This is a genomic window from Enterovibrio norvegicus FF-33, from assembly GCF_000286835.2.
GTDB classification, from domain to species: Bacteria; Pseudomonadota; Gammaproteobacteria; order Enterobacterales; family Vibrionaceae; genus Enterovibrio; species Enterovibrio norvegicus_A.
On record NZ_AJYD02000013.1, the window covers coordinates 806,857 to 819,180 of the forward strand.

Below are 12,324 nucleotides of genomic sequence, written 5' to 3' on the forward strand. Positions count from 1 at the left end.
CGGGGCGAATATTAAGGGCGAAACGAAATTCTGTAAAGCCCTTTTCTTCTCCAACTCGTTCAAGTGCGGCTTTTTTGAACAAAACAATCTATTTCACAGTGATCTAGCGGTGTTCTTCGTGATTTAGCCACTCAAATACCGCTTCGTGCGAATCATTACCCTCCGCTTCTTGATCAGTTTCTCAACTATGTGACTACACTGATAAAAAAGCCTTGCGCTATTGATAGGTAAATCAATTTGATTTACTGAGGGACGACGGTTCTCGCTTCTGCTATTTGCAGTGCTGTTCTTGGATCTGCCGACATCCTTGTTACGCGTGCTTGGCCCCAATGCTAACGAGACGAGATACGAGAACCCTTTTATGAAAACATCTGATCTGTTTGTTAAAGCGCTAGAAAACGAAGGTGTGGAATATATCTACGGTATTCCCGGCGAAGAAAACCTCGATTTCCTCAATTCACTCAAAGCCTCCGACATTAAACTTGTCCTAACTCGGCACGAGCAAGCTGCTGGGTTTATGGCTGCCACCTATGGCCGTTTAACCGGTAAACCCGGCGTCTGTCTTTCTACCCTCGGCCCTGGTGCAACCAACTTCGTGACGTCGGCTGCGTATGCGCAGTTGGGCGCAATGCCAATGGTGATGCTTGGTGGGCAGAAACCCATCAGGAAAAGTAAGCAAGGCCGTTTTCAGATTGTCGATGTCGTCAATCTCATGAAACCCATCACCAAATATTCCGAACAGATTGTCGATGGAAACAACGTGCCAGCCATGGTGCGTGAGGCTTTTCGCCTTTGTTCAGAAGAACGCCCTGGCGCAGGCTATCTAGAATTGCCAGAAGATATCGCCGATGAAGATTCGGGGGCTTCCATCTTCGATGTGGTCAATCACCGTCGCCCAGATGCGAATCATCAGTGTGTTGATCAAGCCGCTGAAATGATCAAAAAAGCCAAAATGCCTTTGCTACTGATCGGCGCAGGTGCGAATCGCAAACGCTCTAGCTTGGCACTGAAAAAATTCATCGACGACACAGGTATCTACTTCTTCAACACTCAAATGGGTAAAGGTGTTGTCGACGAGCGTCATGAGCGCTTCATTGGCACAGCTGCACTTTCTAGCCATGACTTTCTTCACTGCGCCATCGAAAAAGCCGACCTCATCATCAACGTTGGCCATGACGTGATTGAGAAACCCCCTTTCTTTATGGAGAAAGGCGGCACCAAAGTCATTCATGTGAATTTCTTTGCGGCACGTACCGATGAAGTCTACTTCCCGCAAGTCAACGTGGTGGGTGACATCTGTTCTTCCGTGAATCGACTGACAGAGAAAGTCGGCAAACTCGAACAAGACATGAGCTTCTTCGGGCGCGTAAAACAAAACGTGGATGAACGCACTACCAAGTACTTTGAAGACCGCCGCTTCCCGATGTTGCCGCAGAGACTGGTCAAAGTTATCCGTGATCAGTTAGATGATGAAGACATTGTTACGCTGGATAACGGCGTCTATAAAATCTGGTTTGCGCGAAACTACCTATGCCATTCCAATAACACTTTGCTGCTCGATAATGCACTGGCAACCATGGGGGCTGGCTTACCTTCGGCGATGGTGGCAAAACAGCTTAATCCTGACAAGAAAGTGGTCTCAGTAAACGGGGATGGCGGCTTCATGATGAACTCGCAAGAGATCGAAACCGCCGTGCGTATGGGGTTGGACATGGTCGTTATCATCTTGAATGACAGCGCCTACGGCATGATCAAATGGAAACAAGAAGGCATGAACTTTGACAACTACGGGCTAGATTTTGGTAACCCTGATTTCGTCAAATATGCCAACAGTTTTGGTGCCATTGGTCATCGTCCAGATAGCCATGATGAGTTTCAGTCCATACTCAAAACGGCATTAAATTCGAAAGGCGTTCATGTGATTGATCTTCCGGTCGACTATTCGCTCAACCACTCGATATTGAATGTATTGATCAAAGAAAGTCGCTCGATCAGTTAAATACGGAGACGGGATTTCCATGGCAGAACTCAATGTTTATCGCCCATTTGATGGTGGGCTGATCCGTTCCATTCCTCTACAAAGCGCCAATGACGTTGAAACCGCCATTGCCACCGCACATAGCCTGTTCGAAGACAGGCAAGCGTGGCTTGCGCCTCATCAACGTATCGAGATCCTCGAGCGTGTGGTCGAGATTATGTCGTCACAGGTGGAGGCGCTCACTCGCCTTGCCGCAGAGGAAGGTGGAAAACCCTACACCGATTCAAAAGTTGAAGTGTTACGGGCTATCAACGGCGTGAAACTGGCCGTTGAACATATTCCCCAGATTAAAGGCGAGCAAATCCCGATGGGCCAAACGGCTGCATCGGTGAATCGACTCGCCTTTACGATTCGCGAACCGATCGGCGTCGTGTCTTCTATCAGTGCCTTCAATCATCCGCTCAATTTGATTGTGCATCAGGTGATCCCCGCGCTGGCGGTGGGCTGTCCGGTCATTATCAAGCCGGCACTCACCACGCCCCTTTCTTGTCTTCGTTTAGTAGAGATACTGCACGAAGCGGGATTACCCAAAGGTTGGTGTCAGGCCATTGTGTGTGAGAACGAAGCGGCCAGTCAGCTGGTGACTGATCCGCGCATCAACTTTTTGTCTTTCATTGGCTCATCGAAGGTCGGCTGGGCGCTGCGATCGCAATTGGCTCCCGGCACGCGCTGTGCGCTTGAGCATGGCGGTGCAGCTCCCGTGATTGTTGATACCAGCGCCAATATAGAAGAAGTGGTTCCTAGCCTTGCTAAAGGTGGGTTTTATCACGCTGGGCAAGTGTGTGTTTCCGTCCAACGTGTTTACGCGCATCAATCATTTTGTCGTGAACTGGCGGTGAGGATTGCAGAAGCTGGCGAGAACATGCAAGTTGGCGACCCACTCAATCCCAATACCGAAATTGGCCCGTTGATCCTTCCTCGAGAAGTCGATCGCGTTGACGATTGGGTTCAGGAGGCGATTGAAGCGGGCGCGGAACTTCTGAGCGGGGGCAAACGCATCTCAGACACCTACTATGCACCAACCGTGCTGCTCAACCCGCCTGAAAACGTGCGCGTTTCTCAAATGGAAATCTTCGGCCCTGTGATTTGCGTCTATTCCTACGGCGAGAAAGAAGACGCGATAAGACGCGCTAACGCCCTGCCCTTTGCATTCCAAGCCGCCGTGTTCACCAACAATTTAGAGAATGCTCTTCACATTACGCAAAGGCTCAATGCGACGGCTGTCATGGTCAACGACCACACGGCGTTTCGTGTTGATTGGATGCCCTTCGGCGGCCGAGATTCATCGGGTGTCGGCTTAGGTGGCATTCAATACTCCATGCATGAAATGACCCGAGACAAGATGCTAGTGTTTAAGAGCCCGAGTCTTTAGACGTTTAGCAAGACTCAAACCAAATAAGCACAAAGTGACACTGACTTTGTGCTTTTTTAAAACCCTCTGTTTGATATCGATTACATCGCTTATCCGCACTTTCTCGTGTGATTCATGTGGCTAAAAATCAACCATTCATATAGAATCGCCGCCTCTTAGGTAACATGACTTACCTTGACCTTTCAGACAGTGCATCAGGAGAACGTTTCTGTCTGCGTTTACACAAGCACAGGCAATACTTCATGCACATTCTTAAACTTAGCGGCACGCTCGCAGTAGCAACGCTTTGTATCCAGCTGGTTAACATGATCAGTGTCCGCTACCTTGATGCATCAAACGTTTTGATGTCGGCAGCGAAGATTTGTCTTCTCGCCATCCCATTTATGTATATCGGCAGTGTCGGCTTTTCCGTTTATTACGGCAGCGGCGCACAAAAATTCCCGTATGTTTCACTGGTGCTGATGGCGGCGGGTTTTTCTACTTTGTTCGGCATTGTTCTGACGCTATTTTTTCAGAAAGTCATCCCCACTCCCCAGCAGTTACTTGGCTGTGTGCTATTACTGGCAGGAATTGGTGTCACTGTGCTGGGGAAAAACGCATGATAACCTTGTTTACCCGAATTTCAGATACAACCAAGTTCATTGTGTCATTGCATGACTCATTTTTGGACAATTCCCTCTTAGGAGCAGCAGACTCGAACTCCTTCTTCGGATAACTTCAAGTTGGGTAAAGCGAACTAAGCTGCATTGTTGTCCGCTAGTGCTAGTTTTGATCGTAACTTGAGCATGCCTCCATTTTTCAAACTTACTAAAAAACAGACGCCTACCATTGAAAATGACTATTAAAGACCATAAGTAATATAGATCAAATTGTCTATAAGGGTGTTCGCATGGGTATTGCAAAGTCTGGTGAGAAAGCTAAAAAATCTGGCCAATATGAAATTATTGGGCCTAGAGGTGGTGCAACAGGTCAAGAACGAACCGTTGTGAAAGGTGAACCAATGCCGCCAACCCCCAAAAAAGGGCAAAAATACAAACTTATCGACCCAACAAAACACAAATGAATTTAGGATATTGATATGACAAGCAACCTTTCAAAGTTTAATAATTGCCAGCTTTTCATTGTGTTTATATCTTCACTATATTTAGTAGGATGTAACGACGGAGTAGTTGAAATAAAAACAGAGCAAGTTCGCGCACAACAAATATTGTTGAACTCAATTGCTGCTGGCTGTGAAGGGAAATTATCAATGTCTATCACCACAACAGGAGATATTCAGAATCCTGCAAATTATACAGTTAGCTGTTCTGAAATGGATAAAAAAAGTGAACTATTCCGCGTGTTGTCGGATGAAGACCTAGAACAGGTTAAAGCTAAGCAAGAGGAACTAAGTAAGCCTATATTTGTGCTGACAGAATAAGTAACCATTGTATCTCGTTGCAAAGTACTGGACAGAAACGGCTTAGAGCTAATGCCTTAAACCATTCTTTTCGGATAAGGCGAGTTTGGGCAGTCCACAAAACGTCTCAAAAGAGTCTATTTAGTTTTTGGCTGTCCGATCCTCGGCTTTATCAGCAACAGCTATTTCCGTGACATCAGGGTGATTTAGAGCAAACTCTCGTGCTCATCTTCTATCCACAGAGGAGCGAAGCCTTGCCTTTTGCTGAGTAAATTCACGAAAAATCGAACATCGACATAATCGACATAATTTTGTGCCTCCTGTTTTACATCCAACGTGTAATGCACTGAATATTCTCCAGACGACTCACTGAAGGTGATTGAACTAACAATATGTCCAATGCCACTACCGATACCATTTCCAAAAAACACCTTTGAGCCAATAGGTGGCAAACAAGGCATTTCTATCACTTTTTCAAAGACTGCGACTTGCTTTTTACCATCCAGCAGCGAAATAGATTGCTTAAGTTTCAACGTCTTTTTCCTATATACCGTCTATCATCATGAATTTTTTAAACTTTATTATTTTCCAATTACTCCTCGCTTCGCCATGATCTATTTAAGCCTTCTGAAAAATCATTATCAATTTCAATTCGGTCAAAGAGGTCACGTTCCTTTTTATTAGGTAGTTTGTATTTATAAAATACATCAGAAACAAATTTCATGTCATGAACATCATCCTTTAAGGATTGAATGTTTTCGCTAATTTGTTCAAGAGTGTATGCTTGTTGTTCAAGTAGTTCCCTTTGTTGCTTAAGATGCTCCTCGCCATAAGCGACAAAGTTAGTGCTTTGGCTTTTCATCTGAATCAATATTGCAGAGAGTTTAAAAAAGATCCCTAGCAACACCAACAAGGCAAGCACACCTGTAGTTATATGAAATAATTCCACAATTCCTCCTGCAACTTACGTCACGACAATGGGCGCGTATCAAGTGGCACAACCAGTTTACCAATCGTGATCACGACACTTTTTAATAATCATAAGTATCTGAAAATCGACCACATTTATTTTTGTTTGACATATTACAGAGTTAGAAAGCCAACAGACAATCCTAATAAGCTCACCGAAAATGTAAGCCAAAACTGCCAATGCTTTATGAAAAAAGCCTTTATTTCGCTTCGCTTTTCTATCCGTTTGGCTTTCACTACAGCAACGTTAGGATCTTTAAGCCAGCCTCTTTTAAGAGCTTTCTTTTCTTCCTCTTCCGAATCGACGGTTAGCGTATCTAGGTAATACCCCCAAATAATATGCTGACCTCCCTCTGGCTTATACAACATTCTCGGATATTGATTACTCAATGACACTAACCCTCTAACAATTTATCAAATTCTAAAGTGGGGTATAACCTACGTCCACCTTTTACTCATCGGTACTCAACACGCCGACGCTGTCATAAATATCCGGTAGAAATGTACCACACAGTGCATAAAGCGAGGCTTGATTTTGGTCGCATTGATAACTGATTGGTTATTGGTTAATCGGCCAGCAACTACCAGCATTTGTGGGGTGAATTTGTGAGAGTTAAAAGATTAGTTTAAATAATGTAAAGTTTGTGTTTTGCGAGATAAGTGAAGAACGTTCGAAAATGAAAATGGGGCATAAACCGTTTAGAGTGATCGACCTGAACCGCTCTTCGCACACGTGCAAACCTTCCAGCGGGACTCAAGCCGAAGGCTCAAGAGTCCATTTACTTAACTTAAATTTCAGATACAAAAAAGCCCCAGCATTTCTGCTGAGGCTTCGTTGTGTTGGCGGAACGGCCGGGCTGGCGCACCAGCGGGACTCAAGCCGTAGGCTAGTGAGAGTCCCACACCCAAATTCAGTACATACAAAAAAGCCCCGTCATTGCTGACGAGGCTTCGTTGTGTTGGCGGAGCGGACGGGACTCGAACCCGCGACCCCCGGCGTGACAGGCCGGTATTCTAACCAACTGAACTACCGCTCCAATTCTGTATGAAATCCGGTTTTACAACCCAACTTCTAGAATTTGGCGGAGAAATAGGGATTTGAATGCTACACCTATCAATCAAAAGTGCTGTAATTACAATGAGTTATCTGTTTTTATCAAAAATCAATTTAACCGTATGTCTAGTACATATTAATAGCGATAAAACAGTTAACCGTCAAGGAAATCCGATTATTTATCTGATGTTTGCGGTTTTATGGGTAAATTAAGGGAAATGCGGATTGTTTGCATTATATGTTTGAGGATGCATCGGTCAATGTTCAGTAAGTTAGTTTGTTAGTAATGTTTGTTCGGAACAAATATTGCTAACAAACTAACGTTTCGCCATGACCTGTTTAAACTCACTTTGGATAGAAGTGTATCAGTGGCTTTGCTAATTTAGCGTACTATAAATTACCAGAAGTATGGAAAAAGATCTAAGTGAGTGATTAATTTTTGTAGGCTACTACAGCTTAAGCTTGTTCGCTAGGGTGCGCCCAGATATGAGGGGCAGTATAAGGACCTGTCATACTTGACGTTGACTCACCAACGCCGTCAAGTGCACCATTAGTTAACTCTAGTGCAAACCAATTCTCTAATGGTGCTAATGTCTCAACAGGCAAACCAACTTTATGTGGTGTATTGTAACGTCGAGCATAGTGGTGAACCTCGCCCATGATAAATACCACGTCTGGCTTAAGCTCTTGTTCCGCTTTTTCCATCAGACGAGTGGCGTAGCCTTGGCGCTGATATTCTGGAAGTACAGCTAAAGGCGCAACCACGTAACACTTCAAGTGCGGTGCTGTATCAATGGTAATTGGGGTATAACATGCGTGTGCAACACCTTCGTAAACGATGGAGTAACTACCATCAGCAATAAGGTCGTCTGCAAACTTTGCGTATAATTTAGCGTGCCCTTCATTATAAAGCCCGCCTGCTATTGTGAATGTTTCATACTGAATTTCGTAAGGTGTTTTCATTTTTTATTCTCCTCTTTTATTTCGTAAAGTGATTTTTGCCTTATACCAATTACATCAATTATCTGATCATTATTACTGGATAAATAACGTAATAGTTGCGTTAAAAATTATTGTAGAATAACTACTTATAAGAATGTTTGTCTTACTCTTAGGTGATTTTCCTACGTAATAAATAGATCATATAATTAGTGATATTGGTATTATTCCTAGTCTCTTTTAGGATAATGGATTACGTATTTTTTTAAATTGACTGACTGGTCGGTCATCTTGATGGGTGAATACTATTGAGCTTTGAAAGATATGTCAAATTTTTTCGGTGAGATTACTCTAACGACCAAGAGAGCAATCCGTTCGAGAACAGTACTATTTAAATGAGGGTTGAATTTAAATGACGTCCCCGATATAGTGCACATCACATAGCTGACCGTTCAGTCAGTTTTAAGAAGGTCATACACTTCTATGGGTAAGATATATGGATAAGAAAAAACAAATCATTGAGTCTGCAATCGAATTATTTGGCACTATTGGATATGAAAAAACTTCAGTGTCTACGATTTGTGAGCATTCTGAGGTTTCAAAAGGTTTGGTTTTCCACCACTTTAAAAATAAAGAGGGCCTACTCAAAGAAGTATTTATGCGTATGGCAGAGATCGTTAATGAAGTGAGTGACGGGAGTCTTGCTAACAGTGAGGTATTAAGCCCTAAAGAAAAATTGGTCAACTACCTTGACGCGATTTTCACCTCAATGGCCTCTCCAGAGCATAAGTTGTATTATCGGTTAGATTTTCAAATTTTATGTCAGCCAGCGACAAGAGATCTATTGAAAGATCTGTTTGAAGATCGTTATCAGCTAATGATGGATTCGTTTGTCGAGATTTTGGTGAAAATCCCAGCGTCGGAACCTCAAGTTGATAGTCATTCGATCATTGCTGAGATTGACGGTATCGCTCTGAACTATTTATTTGCCAAAGACGATTATCCGCTAATGGAAATCAAGGATCGCTTTATTCAAAAACAGCTATTATTGTTTGGTCTTTGAGTAAGAAGCGATAGATTTTCATCCCATTGTTGCTGATGTAGAGAAAGTAAAATCCCTCAATTTGTCTAACTAAAAATGGGGGCACTGCACGTTATCTAGCCAAATTACCACGCTTCTAACCAGTGATTGAAAATGTGTTATAAGAAAAAATAAGTCAAATAATGCGATCTGCCGACACTTGGTGGGCTAGGAGTCAAGAGGCTTCCTCTTGCCCGCAGATATCGTGCATCTTTTGCGTAGCAAAAGTGTGACGATAGCGCAGCGGGTTGCATTGTCGTCACACTTTCAGTGAACGCCTATTTTGAGGTTGTCCTCAATGCCATCTATGCACTCAGGTGATATCATGTCGTCTAAACGAAATAGATTTACGGCCTCTACAAGCTGCTCTGGCTTCAGTCGTTTACCATATCTTCCATAAGTCATGTTTTGATGCTTATGGCCTACAATTTCAGAAACCACATGCTCTTCGACATTCGCACGTTTTAACTCATCAATAAAGGTATGACGGAATGAATAGGCGGTTGCGCGTTGTCCTGCTTTAAATCCCACGTCATTAAGAATATTGCCGAAGGTCTTTCTATAATCCTTTGACCAATCATTATCTGCACCGCGAGGCTTTACATTAAATAGCTGTGTTTCTTTTGCTCGCTGGCGAGCTTTCACAAAGGCTAAAAAGCCCATCTCTAACAATGTTTGATGAATGGGTACGGTTCGATTAGATAATTGGTTTTTCAGCTTCTGAGCGTCACCAGAGTCCGAGAACTGAATGCAAGGCAGTTCGCCTTGTTTGATATCCCGAACTTGAAGCTGACAAGCTTCTGACGGCCTGCAACCTTGATAAAGCATCAATAAGGTTATCCACTTAAAGTCTGTGTTTTGTTTGCGATAAGCGTCGTTTGAGAATAGCTTCTGTAAATCCTCATTTTTCCAACGTTGTCGCTGCTCTTGAGCACTCTTTGCATTTTTAGAGGATGTTTTGACGACAGCAAATGGATTAGCTGTAATAAGCTCATGAGCCAAACACCAATTAAAAAACTGTCTATTTGCCGCAATGTAGTCTTTTAATGTTTTGCTGCTTAATTTTCGTTTGAGTAATCGGTCTCGATAGTGCATTGCTATGCTATTGGTGGGCTTATCTGCATTTAATTCTTTTAGATAGCCTAAAAAATCATTACACCGTTGCTCTAACTGAGTAAGGGTGAGTTGTGTTACACCTTCTAATTTCTTAGATTGGATAAATTCAGAGAGTGTACTTGACGTAATAACAGGTAAGGGTGCAGAGATTTTTATTTTTGGTGAAGGATCTACCACAAGCTTAGGGGCTTTGGTTTGAGTTTCAGGTTGTGCGCTATAAGCGGCTCGTAGGGTGTTAATCGACTCAGCCAGTTCAGTTTTAAACTCGACAATCGTTAAAGAGAGCGCAATGGCTTTCTCAAACAAGGCATGAAGTAATTGAACTTGCTCAACATTTCGACGATAAGCGGTTTTACGCTCACGAGTCAGTAGGGAGAATTTTAGTTCGTTAGGATAACCACTTTCACGGAGTGAAAGTGGAGTAGCGATACGAGTATAGTACACGCTGTTTGGAAGTCTTAATAAGTACATCTGTGCCACCTTTCTGTGCAAGGTGATTTTCGATAGTACAGATACAAAAAAACCGCTGTAAAAACAGCGGTTTAATCTTTTAATTTGGCGGAGAAATAGGGATTTGAACCCTAGGAGGGCTATAAACCCTCGCCGGTTTTCAAGACCGGTGCTTTAAACCACTCAGCCATCTCTCCGTTGTTGCCGCGAATATTAACGGCCAGCACAGGGTGTGTAAACCCCTTTTCTACTACAAATAACTCAACCGCTCAAAAAGCCAGCAAAACCACGTCACTTCTCTCTATATGTGTCAAAAACCAACATCTTAAAAATAAAAAATTAACGCATTGATCAGAATGAAAATCTGTTCAGGCATCGATATCATGACTCCGCTACAATAGCCGTCTCGGAAACCCTTTAAGAGCATTCAGATGCACCATTACCTTTTTGTCGCTTTACTGTCACTTTTGACGCTTTCCACCTCGTTTGCCCAAGAAACGGATGAAACGATAAAAGGGGCGGCTTGCCTTGTCTCTGACGACCAAGGACGCGTGTTGGTCACCCGAGATATTTTGAATAATCGCATTGCTATTCCAGGTGGCTATGTGGACAGCGATAACCCCGCTGATGCCGCCATTCGGGAAACCCTAGAAGAAACGGGAATAGACGTCGAAGCCGTTGGCGAAATCGCCAGAATGGGTAAAGCCGTATTGTTTGATTGCCGTGCGACCTCCCCCATTCCTGTACTCAAAACAACAGCTGAAGCAGAAAAAGCCGCAGTGGCAGCTTGGCAGGCTGAACACTTCGCCCGCGAAGTTCGCTCGGTCTTCTTGATGAAACCCAACCAAGAGATGCTAGACAATGCTCGCTTCCCGGAACAAGTCGAAATGTTCCCTGCTTTACTGAAAAGAGCCACGCCCAGCCCTATTCAAGAGTTCGATGATTTTAGCGCCCTCGCCTCACCTTTTGATGTGTGGAATGCAGGCATCAACCAACGTTTTCAAAATGCCATTCACGCGCTACCCAAGCCAATTGCCAAGACAATGGCCACGCTGCTCGATTACGCTTCCGCACTTGGCAGTGGCGTCTTGTTCTTTGTGTTGATCCCCATCGCGATGGCAACAGGCGGATTAAAGCGTGTCGCCGAAGTGTTACTGGTGACAATACTGGTCACCGTCGTGGTGTCATTCGGCAAACTGTTCTTTGGCGTCCCACGTCCGTTTTATGTCTTCCCTGAATTACAATTAGGCGCTGCATCCGGTTTCGCTTTTCCTAGTGGGCATACCGCAACTGCCTTTGCTGTATGGGGTTTGGTGTCCACATGGATTAATCGAGCACGAAAAACAACACGCGTGATTTGGCTCGTACCCGCCGTTCTCGTTGCCTTAAGCCGTGTTTATCTTGGTGTGCACTATGTCACCGACGTTATCGCAGGGGCGGTTATTGGCGTATTGGTGGTACTTGTCGCGCAGCATCTTGCACGTCGTTTACTCTCAGTTCGACTTTGGTTTGGGTTAGGCGCAATCATCATTCCTTTTGCTTTAACCCAAATTCAGCCAACGTTTCTTTATTGCGCTGCTTTTTCATTCACGTTTTCAGCAGTACTTTGTCTTGCCAGACACCAACAAGAGCATCTCACTGCGCCGATGGGTATAAAAGGCTTTCTCATGACGCTTGCGGGTATGTTGGCGTTGGCAGCAATCATTTTAGGGGTGGGTCAGATCTCCAACTCCAGCATAGAAATATTGGCCTCATACACACTCAGTACTGCCTTGTTGGCGATTTGGCTAGGTTGGGCAGTGCCCAAATGGGGAGCGATACAAGGAAAGTGAGAGACGATTTAATTCAAATTCTCCGCCAATTAAGCACAAAAAAAGAGCGCCTATGGGCGCTCTTTGATTAAAAC

Annotated in this window: 12 protein-coding genes and 2 tRNA genes; 7 read left to right on the plus strand and 7 right to left on the minus strand. The window is 44.0% G+C overall.

Annotation, left to right across the window (positions count from 1 at the left end; all coding sequences use genetic code 11):
* Positions 1-361 precede the first annotated feature (361 nt).
* From A1OO_RS05930 to A1OO_RS05945, 5 genes are all read left to right on the plus strand, one after another.
* Positions 362-1,999 carry an acetolactate synthase large subunit gene (locus A1OO_RS05930; RefSeq protein ID WP_017004913.1) on the plus strand — a complete coding sequence of 546 codons (1,638 nt, stop codon included), beginning with the start codon at positions 362-364 and terminating at the stop codon, positions 1,997-1,999.
* A gap of 19 nt (positions 2,000-2,018) precedes the next feature.
* Positions 2,019-3,410: an aldehyde dehydrogenase family protein gene (locus A1OO_RS05935; protein WP_017004914.1), complete on the plus strand. Its 1,392-nt coding sequence runs from the start codon at positions 2,019-2,021 to the stop codon at positions 3,408-3,410.
* Positions 3,411-3,652: 242 nt separating this feature from the next.
* On the plus strand, positions 3,653-4,012 hold the full coding sequence (locus tag A1OO_RS05940; protein WP_016959207.1) for a hypothetical protein: 360 nt from the start codon (positions 3,653-3,655) through the stop codon (positions 4,010-4,012).
* Positions 4,013-4,299: 287 nt separating this feature from the next.
* Entirely contained in the window at positions 4,300-4,473 is a 174-nt protein-coding gene (locus tag A1OO_RS23550) for a hypothetical protein (protein WP_017004915.1), read from the plus strand.
* Positions 4,474-4,488: 15 nt separating this feature from the next.
* Positions 4,489-4,830: a hypothetical protein gene (locus A1OO_RS05945; RefSeq protein WP_017004916.1), complete on the plus strand. Its 342-nt coding sequence runs from the start codon at positions 4,489-4,491 to the stop codon at positions 4,828-4,830.
* A gap of 185 nt (positions 4,831-5,015) precedes the next feature.
* On the opposite strand, the gene A1OO_RS05950 is transcribed toward A1OO_RS05945, so the two are convergent.
* The 5 genes from A1OO_RS05950 to A1OO_RS05970 form a co-directional block, all read right to left on the minus strand.
* A complete protein-coding gene (locus A1OO_RS05950) occupies positions 5,016-5,342 on the minus strand; it encodes a hypothetical protein (RefSeq protein WP_017004917.1) in 327 nt (108 codons plus the stop codon).
* A gap of 59 nt (positions 5,343-5,401) precedes the next feature.
* A complete protein-coding gene (locus tag A1OO_RS05955) occupies positions 5,402-5,758 on the minus strand; it encodes a hypothetical protein (RefSeq protein ID WP_017004918.1) in 357 nt (118 codons plus the stop codon).
* A 134-nt stretch (positions 5,759-5,892) separates the two neighbouring features.
* Positions 5,893-6,168, minus strand: a complete 276-nt coding sequence (locus A1OO_RS05960) for a hypothetical protein (RefSeq protein ID WP_139128057.1) — start codon at positions 6,166-6,168, stop codon at positions 5,893-5,895.
* Between the two features lie 570 nt (positions 6,169-6,738).
* Positions 6,739-6,815 (minus strand) — tRNA-Asp (locus A1OO_RS05965).
* Positions 6,816-7,288: 473 nt separating this feature from the next.
* The gene (locus A1OO_RS05970; protein ID WP_016959213.1) at positions 7,289-7,795 is read right to left on the minus strand and encodes a GNAT family N-acetyltransferase; all 507 of its coding nucleotides are present in this window, start codon (positions 7,793-7,795) and stop codon (positions 7,289-7,291) included.
* A gap of 472 nt (positions 7,796-8,267) precedes the next feature.
* Here A1OO_RS05970 and A1OO_RS05975 point away from each other — a divergent pair, with 472 nt between their 5' ends.
* Positions 8,268-8,834, plus strand: coding sequence for a TetR/AcrR family transcriptional regulator (locus A1OO_RS05975; protein WP_016959214.1), 567 nt, complete (start codon positions 8,268-8,270; stop codon positions 8,832-8,834).
* Between the two features lie 285 nt (positions 8,835-9,119).
* On the opposite strand, the gene A1OO_RS05980 is transcribed toward A1OO_RS05975, so the two are convergent.
* The gene (locus A1OO_RS05980) at positions 9,120-10,439 is read right to left on the minus strand and encodes a tyrosine-type recombinase/integrase (protein ID WP_016959215.1); all 1,320 of its coding nucleotides are present in this window, start codon (positions 10,437-10,439) and stop codon (positions 9,120-9,122) included.
* Between the two features lie 85 nt (positions 10,440-10,524).
* Positions 10,525-10,615: transfer RNA gene (locus A1OO_RS05985), tRNA-Ser, on the minus strand.
* Positions 10,616-10,849: 234 nt separating this feature from the next.
* Here A1OO_RS05985 and A1OO_RS05990 point away from each other — a divergent pair.
* Complete coding sequence (locus A1OO_RS05990; RefSeq protein ID WP_016959216.1) at positions 10,850-12,250, plus strand: bifunctional NUDIX hydrolase/phosphatase PAP2 family protein; 1,401 nt, start codon at positions 10,850-10,852, stop codon at positions 12,248-12,250.
* Positions 12,251-12,324: the final 74 nt, after the last annotated feature.